Here is a 17,284-nt window from a genome sequence, read left to right on the forward strand (position 1 = left end):
TGTCCATTGCTTAGCCCTTGTCCCTGTCTATATATCTCTTTATGGATATATTATTTACCTGCGGACATCCTAATGCAGACGTCGCAACCAATCAATCATATATTACAATATGTTGACATATCTCACGGCTGGGTAGAATAGCTTTGGGTCAGGGAAAAAGATCAACCGTCCGCGGTAATTTGGGCAACCAGTTCACTCAAAACCTGATCGACGCGATCATTTTCGATCCGGCATGTCCCGACTTGACGGTGCCCACCACCGCCGTACGTCAGCATCAAATGCCCAACGTCCGTTTGCGAGGATCGGTCCAAAAGTGATTTACCCGTTGCCAACAGACATTTGCCCGGCTCAATTTCCGGGATAACCTGAATGGAAATATTACACTGCGGGAAAATCGCATAGATCATAAAGCGGTTCCCGGCAAAAATCTTGTCTTCACCGCGCAGATCAAACACCACCAGATTATCATGGACCTGCGTACATCGTTTGAGCTGACGTTCAAACAGTTCTTCATGATGGCTATAAAGATGCAGACGTTCTTCCACATCAGGGATTTTCAGAATTTCATCGACGGGATGATGACGGCAATAAACCATCATATCCTTCATGAACTGTTCATGGGAAATGGCAAAATTGCCAACCCGATCCAAGCCTGTGCGCGGATCCAGGATAAAGTTCAACAATCCCCAAGGTTCGGGCGCCAGAATATCTTCTTCGGAGTAATGAGCCGAGTCCGCCTGATCGACAGCGGCCAGCATTTCCGTACTGATTTTTGGGAAAGCACGAGCCCCGCCAAAATGATTATAGACCACGCGCGCTGCAGACGGTGCATCAGGATCAATCACCAGATTGGTGTGTTTCCCGACCCGTTCCACCTCGCTGGCGTGGTGATCAATACACAGATAGGCATCTTCAACATAGGGCAGGTTTGTCAAAATATCCTTGGGACCGACCTTAAAGTCACCCGCCTGAATTTCCTTGGGTTCGGCAAAAACGATCTCGTCAATCATGTCGAGTTCAAGAAGCAAGGTTCCTGACACAACGCCATCAAAATCAGCACGTGTGACCAGGCGGTATTTCTCATCCGTCATCGTTTCGGCTCCTGTCGATTCTTCTTCCAAGTATTTTGCCGGTACAGCTTATAGTCTATGTTTATAAGATCTGCTTGTACATACTAACTCTTAAATCCGGCATCAGCCATCATTTTGTAAAAATTACGGATCATCACTTCTTTTTTATGCGGGTCGGTCTCATGTTCCGTGAACTTTTCGATAAAACTTGCCCCGCGCAAATGTTCGATTACCCGTGATTGCGCCAAGCTCATGGCATAGCCGTGCTGCCACAGCACACCTGATCCACAAAACTGTACCATTCGAATGGCACGGTCATGTAACGACGCATCTGGATTATCCAGCTTATCAATCAGCTTTGTATCGACCAGATATTTTTCAACCGTCCGATCCAGTGCAGACAGTACTTTTTTTTGCTCGCTCTCTTCCAGCACGGAACCTTCCACAAGCAAATGCAGGTCTTTCATACAGACCAGCTTTTCTTTTGCAGAAAACTCACCGGAACAAAAATCAGAAATGGTTTTCGTGGTATTGCAGATCATCATCAGGCTTTGCTGAATGACATCTGGGTATTTTTCCCCCAACGGCGCGTCATATAAGGCCAATAAATAAGGCAGGCGCGCTGCCCCGTCCGCTAAAGAATCCAGCAACCATTTAATCGACAGACGCTCCCCGCTTTCCCCCCCCTGTTTCATACCATGTCCATAGCGACGCGTCAGCGCTTCTGCCATGTCTGATCCGCCTGTCATGCCTGTGGGGGCGACCAGACGGTTAAACAATGCCAAAAATTCCTTTTCTTCCTGCGAAGGATCATTGCGTGCCAGCGGCTGTTTGCCAGACAGTTGACGCAGGATAAAATCAAACAAAACATCGCGCGTTGCCTCCAGTCGATCCTGAGAGAACAAACGACAGATCGCCCCCACCGCTTGTGGGGCTGCACCGGTTCCCTGCACCTCTTTGCCATCCACCCAATCCAACAGGGTTGAAATCGCACTCGCCAAATTGCGCTGCGGCCCGAGCATATCCTGTATCAAGGTCGCCGACGACATAATTTCCGCCAGCAGACTGTCCAGTTCAAACTCCAGCTCTTTGCCTTTGTCGGTTTCCAGCCACTCCAGCACCAACCCCAGTTTCCCCTCCAAACTGCGATACTGCACCAGCGCTTTACACGCCAGTATATGAAAGGCCATCGGCTTGTTCACTTTTGCCGCCGCCGCATCAATTTCCTCAAGGTTGGCGCTTTCAAAGGACTTGATGGTTTTCGATTTGGAAACGGTTTTTACCTCTTCCATAATCGCGTTGACTTCTTCAAAGATCGCGTCCCGGCGCTTGCGGGAATCTCCCCCGGTATCGCGCGCCTGCAATGTGGAGACACGATCAATCGCAAGCGGGCTGAGGTCGGTGGTCATAAAACGCTTGGCCCGATCATGGGAATAGATCAGCTCGGACGGGATCATCCCTTCGCGGTCAAAATAGTTGCGCAACAATCGGTTCATGGTGATACGCGCGCCCAACCCCAAATAATCATCGCGGTGGGCGCAAGGGGCAGCTTCATCGATATTTGACAGGCGAAGTGGCGCGTGGCGTGGTGTCAGGCGCTGTTCCGTGATGACTTTCTCGACCTCGTTTTGGTCGGCACGCATCCAGACCCGCACCATCTGGACACCAAAAAATTCAGGATTATCATCTTCAACAAACTCAAGAAAACAACGTTCTGCCATCTTCTTGTCGGTAAAGACCTTTTCCACAAACCAGCGGTCCTGATCATTCAAGCGGATTTCGTATTTCGTTCGTTCGCCCATGGTGTGATAATGCTTCTCTGTCGTAACTATTCAGGTATTCTTGTGACACCTTTCCCCACTCAAGGTTTCATAGTACGCAGAAAAATAAAATATTACCATGCCATTTATTGCAGTTTTCTATCCGAAGTTAAATTTTCGCCTAGTGCGCGGTTTCGTCGGACTTCTGCTTAAGCAAAATCAACGCCTTGATGGCGTCTTCGATGGTGGCGTCGCGCTCATCCATTTCATCCTGCAACGCATCGCGCATTCCATCGCTAAAATCGGTCCAGCGTTCAACATCTTCTAATAAGGCGGCATAAGAGTCTGCTTCTTCGCTCAACCCGTCGATCAGGGCAGCGGTTGCAGACGGCATCTTCATATCGTCCTGCCCGCCCCAGAACCCTTCGACAAATCCGGCTTCCAGTTCTTCCACCCGTTTGAGCAACACTTCCTTGGCTTCTTCCAGATTGGTGATCTTGCCCCGCGCGCTCAGCATTTTCTGGCTGGCTTCCACCGTTTTTTCCATCCGACGCCACAGCCCCATAAAGGTGGAAAAGAACGTCTCGGCTTCATCTTTGGTGACAAATTTCGGGAACTGGTCTTCCGGCCAGAAACTGGCAACAACCATCACAGGCAACAGGTCCTTGTTTGGGCTGGCTAACGCCCCAAGGACCCGCATGCGCACCACATAAAACGGTGTCTGGCTTTTATATTGATCCAGAAATTTTGCAACGCCTGCATCACCAATATATTTACCTGATTTCTTAGAAGCCATGATCCATTACCCAGATTAATTAAGCTGGGCTGAACCTATTGGGCATCGGCTTTCAAGTCAAAGAAAATACGTACATCATCGCCGACAACCGTATTCGCGGCCCACTGACCTTGCCCGATCCCAAAGGCCGTGCGCGACACGGTGACTTCCCCTTGGGCGTGGGCGACACCTGCGTCAATCGTCAGAGTAAAGGGCAGCTCCACCTCTTTCGTCACCCCGCGCATGGTCAGGTCAGCAATCGCCAGATAGCGACCTTCCCCCACTTTGGTGATCGTCTTGGTTTGAAATGTCGCGTTTGGATACTCACTCACATAAAACCAGTCTTGAGTGGTGATATTGCTATCACGATCGGCACTTTGAGTATCCACACTGGCAATATCAATTGTGATTTTCACCTCGCTGCCCGCAAGATCATTCACATCAAACCGGATTTCGGAGGAAAAGGTTTTAAAAGCCCCTTCAAATTCCGCCCCGGCCTGGGTTGCGAAGAAGCCCAGCTTGCTGTCTTCCTTGCGCACGGACCAGTCGGCTGCCATCACCTGCGTTGCCATCAAAAGCGTGGTTAAAAAAGTAAAGAGACGCAGCATCAATCAGTTTCCTTTGTAGAAGGGCAACATGCGGGTCAGCACATTGTCTTTATTAATATAGTGATGTTTTAAGGCCGCCAGCACATGCAAGGCCAACAGGCCCAAAATGCCCCACGCCAGCAGACCATGAAATTCTTTTAAGAAGTCCACTGCCGCTTTAGACGGCGCGAGAATATTGGGAAGAGTAAACCAGCCAAAAACACTGACCGGATAGTTCGCCGCCGAACTCATAGCCCAGCCGGATAAGGGCATCACCATCATGACGGTATAAAGCGCGATATGGGAAAAATGCGCGCCCCATCTTTCAGAGGGCGCCATAGTATCCGGCAACGCAGGATTAGGGTTGGAGAAACGCCAGATCAAACGCACAACAGCCAAGGCCAGTACCCCAATCCCGATGGATTTATGCAGGGCAATCCGTTCAAACATTTCTGGGCCGATCGGCAAATCTGTCATAGTAAAACCAATGACATAGAGGGCGATAAAGCCAAAGACCATACTCCAATGGAAAAATTTTGCGACACGACCAAAAGCGGTTTTTGTGTTTCGTAAAGACATAACGTTTCTCCTGATACGCAAGATTGCAGGCTTATTTCGCGTATGCTTCAGTTTCGATACTGATGGTCACTTCGTCCCCCACAGCGGGAACATAAGTTGTCATGCCAAAGTCAGAGCGTTTGATTGTCCCTGTCGCGGAAAAACCAACGGCGGGCACTTTCAACATCGGGTGATCCGCAGCTTTGTTTAGGGTGACATCCAGTGTGACTTCTTTTGTGACACCCAACAAAGTAAAATCACCGGTGATTTTGCCGGTTTTCTCGCCAGTAACTTCGATGGATTTACTTTTAAAGACCATGGACGGGAATTTATTAACGTCAAAAAAATCCGGGCTTCTCAGATGATCATCCAGTTTGGCGACATCGGTATCCACGCTGTTGACATTAATCTTTACATTCACAGCGCTGTTTTGCGGCTTGTCGGCATCAAAGGTCAGGCTGCCGTCAAACTCTTGAAATTCACCCTGAAAGTTTGAAAACCCCATATGGTTTACATGAAACACAATAGACGTATGGTCTTTGTCAAACGCATATTGAACAGGGTCTGCCTGTGCAAGAGAGGTGCTAAGGCCCAAAGCGACTGCAGCGGCGAGGAAAAGTTTTTTCATAAGGGGCTCCTTGAGAAAGTGGAAAGTGCTTGATCAAAACAGTAGGGAGAATTTCGCAGTGCAAAAAGAGCCAAGAATGAAAGTGATTGTTTCCAATTTGATAATAATCGTTCGCAACGGCCCTTCTTATTGTTTGACTCCCCTACACTTTACATTCTAAAAGAAGGGCATGGTTCCCCGATGGCTTGAGTCTAGGGGATTAAAAGGGAACATGGTGCGACGTACCCATCAGGGATCAAAACCATGGCTGCCCCCGCAACTGTAAGCGCAAATGTGCTGTCATATGCCACTGGGACACTGGGAAGGCGACAGGGCGAAAAAGCGTGAGCCAGGAGACCTGCCATAAAAAAGAAGATTGAGCGGGGTGGCTCATGGTTTATCTTTCGACACACCACGAAACCATTTCACACCGCTCGATTTGTACATTTTTATATGATCGAGGGGATCACTTTATGCGTAAATCTCTTTTTGCCTTGGCTGCTGCTGCGAGCCTGTCTTTTGCCACAGCCGCCCAAGCACATTTTCAACTCATTTATACACCTGACAGCAATGTCGAAAAAGCAGGCGACCTGCCGCTAAAACTCGTTTTCTGGCATCCGATGGAAAACGGTCACGCCATGGACATGGGACAGCCGCAAGAATTTTACTCGGTTTTCAAAGGTGAAAAAACCGACCTGATGGAGACACTCAAGCCCATCAAATTCAATGGATTGACCAACGAAGCCGTAGCTTATGACGCAAGCGTCAAACTGAAACGCAATGGCGACTACGCCCTGATCACGGTCCCGGCACCTTATTTGGAAGGTAGCGAGGATATCTATATCCAGCAAATCACCAAAGTCTTTATCAACAAAGGTGCGGCACCAACCGATTGGGCAGAACCGATCGGCCTGAAAACAGAAATCGTTCCGTTGAACAAGCCGTACGGCGCGATCGTCGGCTCCACCTTCACAGGTGTTGTGTTGAAAGAAGGCAAGCCTGCCGCGGGTGTTGAAATTGAAATTGAACACATGAGCGCAGAGCCAGATATGGCCGCAAACAAACCGTCATCCGACGCCAGTGTCACCATGCCCGGTGGCGCGATTGTCGCGGTATCAGATGCCAACGGTCAATTCACCTTCGGCATTCCCAAAGCAGGATACTGGGGCTTTGCCGCCTTGGGGTCCGGCCCGGATACAGAATTTGAAGGCAAAGAACTGTCACAAGATGCCGTCTTGTGGATTCAAGCCTTTGACTTGAAGTAAGGATGGTTTGATATGCACGTTGTAGACGGCGCCTTATCAAACGAAGTTGTGATTGCCGGTGGCGTTCTTGCCGCCGCCGGCATCGGCTGGGGCTTGCGCAAAATGGATATGGAAAAAATCCCCGCTGCCGGCATGCTCACCGCGACTTTCTTTGTGGCCTCCCTTATTCATGTTCCCATTGGTCCCAGCAGTGTTCATCTGATCATGAATGGACTTGCCGGCCTTTTACTCGGCTGGATGGCGTTTCCCGCCCTGTTCGTCGGGCTGTTGTTACAAGCTATTTTCTTCGGCTACGGCGGCATTACCGTTTTGGGTGTCAACACCGTTGCCATCGCCCTGCCTGCCGTGGTCATGCATTATATCTGTCGAAACGGGGTTAAAAGCACCCAGAAGAAAGTTGCTGTGCTTTGGGCCGCCGTCGCTGGGGGCGGTGCGATTTTCACCACGGCCCTTGTCGTAACGCTTGCCCTTGCCCTAACAGGAGAAGAGTTTATCCCCGCAGCTAAACTCGTCGTTTTGGCCCATATCCCGGTTATCCTGATTGAAGGGTTCCTGTGTGGTAGCGCCGTTGCCCTGATCCATCGTGTCAAACCTGAACTCTTGCGCGATACCCCTTCTGCCGACGGGAGCCCTGTTCATGCCTAAGTTTTACATTACCGCCTTTTTCGCTTTGCTGTTGATGACAGATCAGGCTCTGGCCCATAAGGTCGTTGGCTCTGGGTGGACAGACGGTGCCGACATTGAAGGCGAAGTCGGTTTTTCCAACGGCGACATGGCAAAAAAAGGCACTGTCGTTGAAGTTTTTGATGCCGATGACAACAAAATTGGCGAAACAACGGTCACCGAAGACGGCCTGTTCCGCTTTACACCAACCCAAGCAGTTGCCCATACTTTTGTCGCAAATCTGGGCGCAGGCCACGTGGCCCGCTTTACCATGGGGGTTGATGAACTCCCCAAAATGGCTGCCACGCAAACGCCAACGCCTGCCATCGCCCCAGCCTTCGATCCGACTGACTTGCAAAAGATGATTGCCAAAGCCGTCCGTCAGGAAGTGCAGCCCTTGCGCAAAGAAATTGCGTCTTACAAGGAAAAGAACAACATGCAAGCCATCCTTGGCGGGATTGGCTACATCTTCGGCCTGACCGGTGTGGTCTTTTACATCATGGCACGCCGCAAAGAAAAGGCTGCTGTATGAGCCAGTACGGGCCCAATGTTTCCAATGTCATGCGGGCCCGCGGGGCGTTAGATACCCAAACATGGGTCAACCGAACAGACCCGCGCGCGCGCGTGATCGCTGCGGTTCTGTTTGCCTGCTGCGTCATTACGCTGGACAGCTTTTATGCCTTGGGCTTTGCGCTCGCAATCGGCCTTTTTCTGTTGGTCTCAGCAGGTTTGCCCGCCGCGAGCACCATGAAAAAAGTCCTGACCATGGACAGCTTCATCATCTTTATGCTGCTCATGCTCCCTTTCACCACACCGGGGGAAGTGTGGTTCCATGTCGGGTCCTGGGAAGCCACCAAAGAAGGCGTCTTGAAAGCCGTTGAAATTGCCTTGATTGCCAACGCCGTTGTCATGGCGATGCTGGCTCTTGTCGGGACCATTGATGCCATCACGCTCGGCCATGCGCTCAACCGCCTGCGGGTGCCGGAAAATCTGGTGCATCTCATGCTGTTTAGCGTGCGCTATATTGATGTGCTGAAGGTGGAATATTTCCGCCTGAGAAATGCCATGCGCGCGCGCTGCTTTAAACCCGGCAATAACCTACATACCTATCGCTCCATTGGATATCTGCTAGGCATGATGCTTGTGCGCTCCCTTGAGAGATCAGAGCGCATCCTTGCCGCCATGAAGTGTCGGGGGTTTAATGGCAAATTCTATCTGATTTCTAATTTCCATTTTCAAAAACGCGACCGTATCTTTAGTTTAATTTGGCTGTGCCTCCTCCTTCTCCTCCTCGCATCGGACTACTTTTATGGATAATCTCATCGACCTTAAAAATATCCATTTTGCCTACCCTGCCCATCCTGCCACGCTCAATGGTGTGGATTTTAGCCTCAAGGCAGGTGAACGCATCGCCATCAATGGTCCGAACGGGGCAGGCAAAAGCACCCTGTTTCATATCATCGTCGGCCTGAATCGACCCACAAGTGGCGAAGTCCATGCCTTTGGGCAGCAACGCATCAAGGAAGCTGACTTTAAAGAAGTGCGCCGTCGCATTGGTCTGGTCTTTCAGGACCCCGATGATCAACTGTTCTGCCCAACCGTCGAAGAAGACCTAGCCTTTGGCTTGTTTAATCTGGGGAAATCTGCTGAGGAAGTGCGCCAGATCGTTGAAGAAACCCTGACCAACATGCGCCTGACGCACTTGCGCAGCCGTGCAACCCACAATCTGTCCGGCGGGGAGAAACGCCTTGTCACCCTTGCCTGTGTGCTTGCGATGGAACCGGACGTGCTGTTGCTGGACGAGCCCACAAACGCCCTAGATGAAGCAACGCAGGACCGGCTACTGGAAATTTTAAACACCATCCCGCAAGCCCTGGTAATCATTTCCCATGATTCGCACTTTCGGCGCAAAGTCACCGAACGCTACCTGTCCCTTGTCGATGGAAAACTAGTGCACCCGACCCCCAAATGTAAGCACGCTATAGCATAAATCCTTATAATTTCAGATTAAGGCCATATCCATTTTATTAACCTTTGTTCTATACTATAAAGGTGATGGGACAACTGTATGCGCAAAACGTTGCTTTTTAAGCGGGATGTCCGTACATTTGCCTTAAATAATAAGTCACTCGAAACGAACTTATGGTCTTAAACGTGTCTGATACCAAACCTGCCGATTTTGAAAAAGTTGAACTGACCGCCGCCATGACGGAACTTTCTTCCCTGAAACCGGAAGAAGGTAAGGCGGCAATGATGACTCAGGTCGACGGTGCAGCCCAACGCGTGCTTAAAGTGTTGGCCAGCGGCAATCCTGATGCCCTGCAAAAAGGGACCTATCTGACACAAATCCGTTTCGTCATGACCGTGATGGAACAATGCAAAGACTTCCGTGACGCCCAGTTTACCCGTCTTGTACGACAACGCGCTGAAGAGATTATGACCGGGTTGGAAAATCTCCCCAAACGATCCCAACAGCTCAAAGAACAACAAAAGCGCAGCGCCGAAGAAGCCAAAAAGAAAAAAGCAGCCGCTGCACAAAAAGAGGCCGCCGCCGCTGCCCCTGTTGAAGAAGAACCTACCGAGCCGAAATTTGAATACGAACTGGCTGAGAAGATCTGCATTCAAACGATGGTGCGCCATTTCGATTCCAAGCTGGATGTCTTGCGCAGCGTCCATCTTTATGGCCGTCATTCCATCAATGACATCGGTATCCCGCCCCTGTTCCTCTATTCTCTGGAATTCAGCGTCCTGATCGAAGATGCGATCAAAGCCCTGATCGTGGATAGTCGGGAGTTGATGACGCGGCGCATCTACAATGAAACAGACCCGACAGCAGACGAAGAACAAATCCGCGCAGTCCTGCGCAACAAGCAGCGTGCCCTCTTAGAAGTGGTCGAGTCCGGCTTTAACGGATGGGGTGCCGCCCAAAAGGATGCCGAAAAACGCGCAAGATTAGGTGATAAGGCTGGCCCGAAAAAATCCGGTGCCGCAGCGGCTGCAAAACCGGCGAAAAAAGGTGGCTTGTTCTCCAAACTGTTGGGGAAAGAGAAGAAAGCCGCCCCCGCCCCTAGACGCACAGCTCAAAAAGAAAAAGAAGCTTGGGAAGAGGTTATCGAGATTTTCAAGGCATCGGAAGCGCGTGGCGAAATTTTCTTCCCCAAAACCTTCAATTTCTCCATTCTGTCTTACCTGTCCTCCATGCGCGAAAACCTGTTTAAAGCAGAGGCCGAACGCATCATTCAGATCGCAGATCAGGCCAAGCAGGATTCCAACAGTAAAGGGGCGGTTGCCCGTGCCCTGGAACAAAGCTTTAAAAACAACGATCAGCACTTCTTTGAGATGTTGATCCTTAACTTGCTCTATACCAAAAACTCCATTGGTCTGGATGAAGTACAAGGCGCCTGCATGGGGCAAAAACTGGACGAAGGGCGCTTGCCCCTGTCCGTCCCAGAAATGGGCCGTCGTCCCATGACCTATGCACGTCAAATCAACAAACTGTTGAAAGAACGCGCGGAACCCCGTGTCCTGCAGAACTGCCTTGATTACTTCTTCGAAGCCATTTTGGTTCTACACCTGATCAAGTACGAAAAAGATTTCACAAAGGCAGCACAATGTCTTGAAGGTGAGAAAGCAAACCTGCCCAAACCGCTACAAGGGGTTATGGACGGAATCCTTGGCTTGATCGACCGCGTCATTTTTGCCCGTCAACAAGCGCGTGAAACCGGCGAAGATACATCACGCAATACCCGTGATATGATCCAACATACTATTGGCAAATTCATAACAGCCTACAGCGGCATGTATGAAAAAATGAAAAAAGGGTAATCCAGCGTGAGCACATCTGTTTCTGCCTGTATTCTCGTCATCGGGAATGAAGTTCTGTCCGGTCGAACCAAAGATGCCAACCTGTCCTACCTCGCTGGCGAACTCAATACCCTCGGTATTCAAGTGCGCGAAGCCCGTGTGATCCCCGACGATGAAACTGTTATTATCGACACGGTCAATTTCGCGCGCCAAAACTTTGACTATGTCTTCACAACCGGCGGCATCGGCCCGACCCATGATGACATCACTGCCGCCTCTATTGCCAAAGCCTTTAGTCTTGAATTCGGGCATAACCCCGAAGCAGTGGCTATGCTGCAAAGCCATTATAAACCGGAAGATTTAAACGAAGCCCGCCTGCGGATGGCCAAAACGCCTAAAGGTGCGATCCTGATTGAAAACCCGATCAGCAAAGCACCCGGTTTTCAGGTGGAAAATGTATTTGTCCTCGCCGGTGTGCCAAAAATCGCGCAAGCGATGTTTGAAAACCTGAAAGGACGCCTGACGGGGGGCGCAACCGTCCTGTCTGCCACCGTCACCACAGATTTGACCGAAGGGGTGATTGCAAAGGAACTGGGCCTGATACAGGATCAGTTTGATGATGTGGAGATCGGCAGCTATCCTTACTTTAAGGAAGGCCAGTTTGGCGTTAGTCTGGTCCTGCGTAGCGTGGATCAAATGCGTGTAGAATCCTGCCAAACTACAGTAAAAGAAATGATTGAAAAGTTAGGTGGAAAGCTTATCTTCTCTTCATGAAAAAGCCCCTGAGCAATATGCACTGGACTGCGCAAACAACCCTCATCTTCCTGTTTAAGCATTTGCTGGCCGGGGTTCTGGGTGGATGTTTCTTTGCCACGCTTCTTCTATATTATGATGTCAGCAAACTCTGGTCCATGATCTCTTCCACCTCAGATGGCTGGTTGGTCGTGGTCATGCTTTATACAGGCTTGTGCATCACCTTTGGCAGCATCAGCATGGGCTGGGGCATTTTCAGCCTCGCCCAAGAACGCGATGACCCGCCAGAAGATCATATGTATTACTGATTTTTCTCTTTTCGAAAAACCACCAAAACCACGACCCAGACCGCAATCGGCACCAAAAACATGGTGTGATTGAGCCAATGTTCCGCATCGCCTTGGGTAAAGACCACGACAAATGCAATCCATACCATCGCAAAAATTGCCGCGGCACGGCGCCAAAACGTCTTGGTTTTATAAATATCGCTCATCGCTCTAACACCGTTTGACTAAAAGGGAGACGTTCCTGCCAACCGGTGCGAACCAGTTCCGGCACAATATGTTCTTCTTCAGGATACCCAATGCACAGATAGGCGACCAGTTCCCAGCTTGGTTCATCAATATCCAGTATGTGTTTGACTTCTTCCGGTTCAATGATCGACACCCAGCCAAGGCCAACACCTTGGGCACGTGCACTCAGCCACAAAGTCTGAATGCTGGACACCACCGAATATTTTAATGTCTCCGGCATGGTCTTTTGGCCCAAGCCCATACCGACCTGCGTCTTTGTATCGCAAAAAACCGCCAAATGAGCCGGCGCGCGATCCAGTCCGGACAATTTCAAGGACGCATAGGCGGTTGCCTGATCACCGTCATAATCTGCCAAGGCCACTTTATTGCAGGCTTCAAAATTATCACGGATGGCCTTACGCCGTTGTGGGCTAATCACTTTGATAAAACGCCACGGCTGGCTATTCCCCACAGACGGGGCCAAGGTTGCGGTTTCCAGCAACTGATCCATCATCCCGTCTGGCAATGGATCGGTTTTAAAATGGCGCACATCACGACGCCATTTGAACAATTCATCCAATCGATCCTGAAAGGCTTTGTCAAAGGTGGGAGGCGTCAGCATGGAAAGTGCGTTCCTTAAATTTCGTTCGTAGATTTATAAAGCCCTATTTGAAACGGTCAAGTATTCAGCTTCTCGCAAAACGCACTAAAGGCATCCGGCGCAATGGGCTTGCTGTAATAATAGCCTTGGATATAGTCACATTTTTGTCCCGCAACAAAGTCGTGTTGCGGGTCCGTTTCCACGCCTTCCGCCACAACATTGATGCCCAGCTTATGAGCCATAACAATGATGGCTTCAACCAATGCCGCATCGCCTTCATCATATTCAATATCCTTGATAAAGGTGCGATCAATCTTCAACACATCAAACGAGAACCGTTTTAGATAGTTCAAAGATGAATATCCGGTGCCAAAATCATCCAACGCCACTTTAAAGCCCACGGCCCGAATTTCCTCCAGCAACTTCGCGGCGGCTTCCGGGTCCTGCATCACCAATGTTTCTGTGATCTCCAGCGTCAGGGAATAAGGGGATACGCCGACCTCTTCCACAATGGCGACCAGGTCATTCAACAGATTATCATTCTGCAACTGTCGCGGTGACAGATTAACCGCCACGCGCACATCGCACATGACCGGATCTTTTTCCCACGCCTTGATCTGTTCACAGACCTGACGCAAGACAATCTCCCCCAGATGATTAATCAGGCCGGTTTCTTCCGCAATCGTAATAAAGGCCCCCGGTGCAATCATGCCCCGTCTGGGGTGTTGCCAACGGACCAGCGCCTCACACGCTACCACTTTCTTTTTACCGATATCGACAACCGGCTGATAATGCACAAGAAATTCCCCACGCTCGATACCACGGCGCATATCGCGTTCAAGGATCATTTGCTGATGGGCTTCAGCATTCATTTCCGCAGTGAAGAAACGGAAGTCGTTTCGACCAGCTTCTTTGGCGCGGTACATTGCCGTATCCGCGTTACGCAGCAACAATTCCAGTTCCTTGCCATCATCGGGATAAATCGTAATGCCAACACTGCCCGACACAAAGATTTCATGACCAGAAATATTGAACGGCTCCGCTAATGTTTCCAGCACTTTGCGCGCGACTTTTTCCACATCATGGGTATTCTGCAAATCGGGCAGCACAATGGTAAATTCATCCCCGCCCAGCCGCGATACCGTATCACTTTCGCGCACACAATTCAGGATCCGGCTGCCGGCTTCCTGCAACAGCATATCCCCGATATTATGCCCCAAGGTATCGTTGACCCATTTAAAGCGATCCAAATCAAGAAACATCAGCGCCACCTGTGACTTCTGACGTTTTGCCCGCACCATGGAACGGCTTAAACGATCCGTAAACAGATTGCGGTTCGGCAGATTGGTCAACGCATCGTAGTTCGCCTGATGACGGATCAGCTCCTCATCTTTTTTACGTTTTGTAATATCACTAAAGACCGCCACATATTGGGTGACAGTTTGGTCTTGATCATAGACCGCCGAAATCGACAACCATTCCGCATAAATGTCACCATTTTTACGGCGATTCCAAATCTCCCCCTGCCAGCGCCCGCTTTCAGACAATTGCTGCCACATCAGGTTATAGAAGTGTTTATCGTGACGGCCTGAACTCAGGAAACCCGGATCTTTGCCCAGCACCTCTTTTTCCGTGTACCCTGTCACATGGGTAAAGGATGGGTTCACCGCCTGAATGCGGTTTTGCAAATCCGTCACCACAATGGCTTCAGACGTGGTGTCGAACACGGTCTGTGCAAGACGTAATTCTTTTTCCGTCTTCTTGCTTTGCGTCACATCCATGACAGCGCCGACAATCCCCGCCGTGCCATCAGGCTTGATAAAGCGCGCTTTATGGACCATCACATGATGCAAGCCGTCCGATCGCTCCAACGCGCCTTCAATGACCTGATTGCCACCTTGTTCCAACAAGATCCTGTCCACTTCGGTAAACTGCTCGCTGGTGGCGGGATAAAGTTCCTTCATCGTGTGATCGATGATCTGGCTTGCCGGACGTTCAAAAAAGTCACACATCGCCGCGTTCAGGCCGGCATAGCGCCCGTCGCGTTCTTTGTAATAAATCGGCGCGGGCACCGCATCGATGACCGTTTGCAAAAATTCCGCATGATGATTAATCGCTTCAACCTGCTTGAAATGCTCAATCGCAACCCCGGCAAGCGGCGCATTTTTCTTCATATACTCAAGGCTCACGGCCTTGCTGTCAGGACTAATCGTTTCAGGGAAAAAGGCGCAGAAAAAGCCGATCATGACTTTATGTGATGAATAAATCGGCTCGACCACCGCACTGTAAATGCCAAAGCTCTCCATCCACTGCCGCGCCGGACAGGTACCACAGGCGGCAAGGACATCTTCAAACTCGGTTAGGCCACATTGCCCCCTTGCTAAATGACAGGCCTCATCTATTCCGTGCTGTCGCGCCTGTTCCACAAATTCTTTTGGCATGTGGGGCGCACTTTCCAGATGATAGCGCCCTTCTTCATGAACAGTGAAAATGGCAAAAGAGGTCCCCTGATTCAGTTCCTCCAGCATATACGTCAATTCGTCTAAGACCTGTTCCAACGGATATTGTTTTGCCAATTTTTCAAGTGTGTGGTGTTGACCAGCCACAAAACTTTCAACCCGATGACGATCCGTAATATCATGTACAATCGAATAAAGATGGGTCTGTTCGTTAAACTTAATCGGGCCGGAATGAACTTCGACATGACGCACTGACAAATCTGCCAATTGATGACGAAAATAAAAATGCGTGCGTTTTTCTTCGCGGGCACGATCCATTTCCGCCTGCACTTCTTCAGGCGTCAGCATATTGATGTCGCTGATCTTCTTTTTCGTCAGTTCTTCCAGTGAATAGCCATAAAAGCGGCACGCCGCATCATTCGCATCCACAATAAAGCCGGTTTCGGGGTTAATGATCAAAAAGACGGCCCGACACCCGATAAAAAGCTGGCGATACCGCTCCTCGCTTTCCTGCAACGCATCATGCGCAGCAACCATCTTTCTCTCAAGGCGGCTAACGTGGAGGGCACGCAAAACCGCCTGTTCCAGCTTGTCAAAAAACTTTTTCCCTTTGCTTTTTTTTATAAAATCAAGGGCACCGGACTGCATGGCTTCAATGACAAGTTCCTGATCGTTAGAACCGGTTAGCATGACCACGGCAACATCATTGCCTTCATCACGCATCCGCTTCAACATCTCCAGACCAGAAATTCCCGGCGACATATAATGATCCAAAATCACCAGATCGAAGACATTTTTTTGCAAGACGTCGTACGCTTCAAGCGCGTTGATGCAACCCACCACCTTGTACTTCTTCAGTTCAAGGAAATGGGTGACCAATTTCAATACGATAGGATCATCATCCACAACAAGGATGGAGGCATCATTATGTGTTATCGCCATAACCAGCTTCTGTTTATATTTCTCAAGCGCATTTTTTTATTAGACCACAAAAATAGTCACAAAAGCGCAAAACATTCAAGCGAACTTCCGTATATACCGAAGTTGCGCCCCAACCGTAAAAGTCTGAAAAAGCAGTTCAACTCAAACGCACATTAAACCGGCATCAGCCAGACAATTCATACAGAAAAACACTTGATCATCGCCCCCAAGCGCCGCACAATCCAGCCTTACACACCACCCCAAGACGGAGATTCGGCTATGCCTTTCCAGCTTTTACTCCCTTGGCTCGTCATGCTGCCTATGATTTATGGCAGCACACTGGTCGGGCTTCCTTTGTTTCTTGCGATTTTACTGGCGGCAATTGGCCTGTCTGCCATGCATATTTGCGATATGACCTGCCCTAAAAAAGAGGCAAAAAAATCAGCATCCTAAATCAGGGCTTGTGCACGCTTGGACAGTTTCCGCAAGATTCTGTCCAGCGCGGCATATTCTTCTGTAGATAAAGACGCGCAGACATCGTCTTCATAATCTGTCGCCAGTTCCCCGATTTTATTAAAAACCGTGCGCCCCGACGGTGTTAAGGTGAGCAAGCTGCGACGACGATCCACCTTATCGCCTTCCCGCTGTATCCAGTCCTTTTTCTCCAATCGTGCAACCGCACGCGACACCTGTACTTTGTCCAAATGGGAATGGGAGCCGATTTCGTGTGCACTTTGGGGTTCCTGATGCCCAAGGTTCGCCATGACCCGCCATTCGCCGATGGTCATATCAAATTCCTGCGAATAGCGTTTCGCAAATCCTTCGCTCATCATATGAGCAAGGACCGCCATCCGGTAAGGCACATACTGATCGAGGATAAGGTCCCGTTTGACATCATCTTCCTCGTCACGCAATAACATCGTTCTTCCCCAAATAAACACACGGTCTG

Annotated in this window: 19 protein-coding genes and 1 riboswitch; of the genes, 9 read left to right on the forward strand and 10 right to left on the reverse strand. The window is 49.9% G+C overall.

Annotation, left to right across the window (positions count from 1 at the left end; translation table 11 throughout):
- Positions 1-161: 161 nt before the first annotated feature.
- From Q397_RS0109690 to Q397_RS0109715, 6 genes are all read right to left on the reverse strand, one after another.
- Positions 162-1,091, reverse strand: coding sequence for a DHH family phosphoesterase (locus Q397_RS0109690; RefSeq protein WP_028879252.1), 930 nt, complete (start codon positions 1,089-1,091; stop codon positions 162-164).
- Between the two features lie 83 nt (positions 1,092-1,174).
- Positions 1,175-2,872 carry a hypothetical protein gene (locus Q397_RS0109695; RefSeq protein ID WP_028879253.1) on the reverse strand — a complete coding sequence of 566 codons (1,698 nt, stop codon included), beginning with the start codon at positions 2,870-2,872 and terminating at the stop codon, positions 1,175-1,177.
- A gap of 139 nt (positions 2,873-3,011) precedes the next feature.
- Positions 3,012-3,626 (reverse strand): KH domain-containing protein, encoded by a 615-nt coding sequence (locus tag Q397_RS0109700; protein WP_028879254.1) that lies wholly within the window; start codon positions 3,624-3,626, stop codon positions 3,012-3,014.
- A gap of 35 nt (positions 3,627-3,661) precedes the next feature.
- A complete protein-coding gene (locus Q397_RS21900; protein WP_038013388.1) occupies positions 3,662-4,213 on the reverse strand; it encodes a YceI family protein in 552 nt (183 codons plus the stop codon).
- A gap of 3 nt (positions 4,214-4,216) precedes the next feature.
- A complete protein-coding gene (locus Q397_RS0109710) occupies positions 4,217-4,771 on the reverse strand; it encodes a cytochrome b (RefSeq protein WP_028879255.1) in 555 nt (184 codons plus the stop codon).
- A gap of 31 nt (positions 4,772-4,802) precedes the next feature.
- Positions 4,803-5,378: a YceI family protein gene (locus Q397_RS0109715; RefSeq protein ID WP_028879256.1), complete on the reverse strand. Its 576-nt coding sequence runs from the start codon at positions 5,376-5,378 to the stop codon at positions 4,803-4,805.
- Positions 5,379-5,531: 153 nt separating this feature from the next.
- Positions 5,532-5,737: riboswitch (cobalamin riboswitch) on the forward strand.
- Between the two features lie 93 nt (positions 5,738-5,830).
- Between Q397_RS0109715 and Q397_RS0109720 the strand changes: the two genes are divergently transcribed.
- The 8 genes from Q397_RS0109720 (at position 5,831) to Q397_RS21905 (ending at position 12,150) form a co-directional block, all read left to right on the forward strand.
- Positions 5,831-6,622, forward strand: a complete 792-nt coding sequence (locus Q397_RS0109720; protein ID WP_028879257.1) for a DUF4198 domain-containing protein — start codon at positions 5,831-5,833, stop codon at positions 6,620-6,622.
- Between the two features lie 12 nt (positions 6,623-6,634).
- A complete protein-coding gene (cbiM, locus tag Q397_RS0109725) occupies positions 6,635-7,267 on the forward strand; it encodes a cobalt transporter CbiM (protein ID WP_028879258.1) in 633 nt (210 codons plus the stop codon).
- On the forward strand, positions 7,260-7,817 hold the full coding sequence (locus tag Q397_RS0109730) for a hypothetical protein (protein WP_028879259.1): 558 nt from the start codon (positions 7,260-7,262) through the stop codon (positions 7,815-7,817). The genes cbiM and Q397_RS0109730 overlap by 8 nt, the downstream gene beginning before the upstream one ends.
- The gene (gene cbiQ / locus Q397_RS0109735) at positions 7,814-8,602 is read left to right on the forward strand and encodes a cobalt ECF transporter T component CbiQ (protein ID WP_084149016.1); all 789 of its coding nucleotides are present in this window, start codon (positions 7,814-7,816) and stop codon (positions 8,600-8,602) included. Before Q397_RS0109730 ends, cbiQ begins: the two co-directional genes overlap by 4 nt.
- Entirely contained in the window at positions 8,595-9,275 is a 681-nt protein-coding gene (locus Q397_RS0109740) for an energy-coupling factor ABC transporter ATP-binding protein (RefSeq protein ID WP_028879261.1), read from the forward strand. Before cbiQ ends, Q397_RS0109740 begins: the two co-directional genes overlap by 8 nt.
- Before the next feature lie 164 nt (positions 9,276-9,439).
- On the forward strand, positions 9,440-11,110 hold the full coding sequence (locus tag Q397_RS0109745; protein ID WP_156950676.1) for a hypothetical protein: 1,671 nt from the start codon (positions 9,440-9,442) through the stop codon (positions 11,108-11,110).
- Positions 11,111-11,116: 6 nt separating this feature from the next.
- Complete coding sequence (locus Q397_RS0109750) at positions 11,117-11,863, forward strand: competence/damage-inducible protein A (RefSeq protein WP_028879263.1); 747 nt, start codon at positions 11,117-11,119, stop codon at positions 11,861-11,863.
- Positions 11,860-12,150 (forward strand): hypothetical protein, encoded by a 291-nt coding sequence (locus Q397_RS21905; protein ID WP_051609895.1) that lies wholly within the window; start codon positions 11,860-11,862, stop codon positions 12,148-12,150. The genes Q397_RS0109750 and Q397_RS21905 overlap by 4 nt, the downstream gene beginning before the upstream one ends.
- Here the strand turns inward: Q397_RS21905 and Q397_RS0109760 are convergent.
- The 3 genes from Q397_RS0109760 to Q397_RS24080 are packed head-to-tail and all read right to left on the reverse strand — an operon-like array spanning position 12,144 to position 16,356.
- Complete coding sequence (locus Q397_RS0109760) at positions 12,144-12,335, reverse strand: hypothetical protein (protein WP_028879264.1); 192 nt, start codon at positions 12,333-12,335, stop codon at positions 12,144-12,146. The two genes, Q397_RS21905 and Q397_RS0109760, sit on opposite strands and share 7 nt — an antisense overlap.
- On the reverse strand, positions 12,332-12,976 hold the full coding sequence (gene bluB, locus Q397_RS0109765; protein ID WP_028879265.1) for a 5,6-dimethylbenzimidazole synthase: 645 nt from the start codon (positions 12,974-12,976) through the stop codon (positions 12,332-12,334). Before bluB ends, Q397_RS0109760 begins: the two co-directional genes overlap by 4 nt.
- Positions 12,977-13,032: 56 nt before the next feature.
- Entirely contained in the window at positions 13,033-16,356 is a 3,324-nt protein-coding gene (locus Q397_RS24080; protein ID WP_051609896.1) for an EAL domain-containing protein, read from the reverse strand.
- Between the two features lie 258 nt (positions 16,357-16,614).
- On the opposite strand from Q397_RS24080, the gene Q397_RS24970 reads away from it, so the two are divergent.
- Positions 16,615-16,788, forward strand: coding sequence for a hypothetical protein (locus tag Q397_RS24970; RefSeq protein WP_156950677.1), 174 nt, complete (start codon positions 16,615-16,617; stop codon positions 16,786-16,788).
- Here the strand turns inward: Q397_RS24970 and Q397_RS0109780 are convergent.
- On the reverse strand, positions 16,785-17,255 hold the full coding sequence (locus tag Q397_RS0109780; protein ID WP_028879266.1) for a MarR family winged helix-turn-helix transcriptional regulator: 471 nt from the start codon (positions 17,253-17,255) through the stop codon (positions 16,785-16,787). The two genes, Q397_RS24970 and Q397_RS0109780, sit on opposite strands and share 4 nt — an antisense overlap.
- Between the last annotated feature and the right edge of the window lie 29 nt (positions 17,256-17,284).

Origin of the sequence: Terasakiella pusilla DSM 6293 (genome assembly GCF_000688235.1) — a bacterium.
Lineage (GTDB): Bacteria > Pseudomonadota > Alphaproteobacteria > Rhodospirillales > Terasakiellaceae > Terasakiella > Terasakiella pusilla.

Coding starts and splice junctions, on each gene's coding strand:
- Q397_RS0109780 (WP_028879266.1), bottom strand. CDS start 17,255: ATGTTATTGCGTGACGAGGAAGATGATGTCAAACGGGACCTTATCCTC.
- cbiQ (WP_084149016.1), top strand. CDS start 7,814: ATGAGCCAGTACGGGCCCAATGTTTCCAATGTCATGCGGGCCCGCGGG.
- Q397_RS0109710 (WP_028879255.1), bottom strand. CDS start 4,771: ATGTCTTTACGAAACACAAAAACCGCTTTTGGTCGTGTCGCAAAATTT.
- Q397_RS21900 (WP_038013388.1), bottom strand. CDS start 4,213: ATGCTGCGTCTCTTTACTTTTTTAACCACGCTTTTGATGGCAACGCAG.
- Q397_RS0109730 (WP_028879259.1), top strand. CDS start 7,260: ATGCCTAAGTTTTACATTACCGCCTTTTTCGCTTTGCTGTTGATGACA.
- bluB (WP_028879265.1), bottom strand. CDS start 12,976: ATGCTGACGCCTCCCACCTTTGACAAAGCCTTTCAGGATCGATTGGAT.
- Q397_RS0109720 (WP_028879257.1), top strand. CDS start 5,831: ATGCGTAAATCTCTTTTTGCCTTGGCTGCTGCTGCGAGCCTGTCTTTT.
- cbiM (WP_028879258.1), top strand. CDS start 6,635: ATGCACGTTGTAGACGGCGCCTTATCAAACGAAGTTGTGATTGCCGGT.
- Q397_RS0109760 (WP_028879264.1), bottom strand. CDS start 12,335: ATGAGCGATATTTATAAAACCAAGACGTTTTGGCGCCGTGCCGCGGCA.
- Q397_RS24080 (WP_051609896.1), bottom strand. CDS start 16,356: ATGGCGATAACACATAATGATGCCTCCATCCTTGTTGTGGATGATGAT.
- Q397_RS0109715 (WP_028879256.1), bottom strand. CDS start 5,378: ATGAAAAAACTTTTCCTCGCCGCTGCAGTCGCTTTGGGCCTTAGCACC.
- Q397_RS0109695 (WP_028879253.1), bottom strand. CDS start 2,872: ATGGGCGAACGAACGAAATACGAAATCCGCTTGAATGATCAGGACCGC.
- Q397_RS0109740 (WP_028879261.1), top strand. CDS start 8,595: ATGGATAATCTCATCGACCTTAAAAATATCCATTTTGCCTACCCTGCC.
- Q397_RS24970 (WP_156950677.1), top strand. CDS start 16,615: ATGCCTTTCCAGCTTTTACTCCCTTGGCTCGTCATGCTGCCTATGATT.
- Q397_RS0109700 (WP_028879254.1), bottom strand. CDS start 3,626: ATGGCTTCTAAGAAATCAGGTAAATATATTGGTGATGCAGGCGTTGCA.
- Q397_RS0109690 (WP_028879252.1), bottom strand. CDS start 1,091: ATGACGGATGAGAAATACCGCCTGGTCACACGTGCTGATTTTGATGGC.
- Q397_RS21905 (WP_051609895.1), top strand. CDS start 11,860: ATGAAAAAGCCCCTGAGCAATATGCACTGGACTGCGCAAACAACCCTC.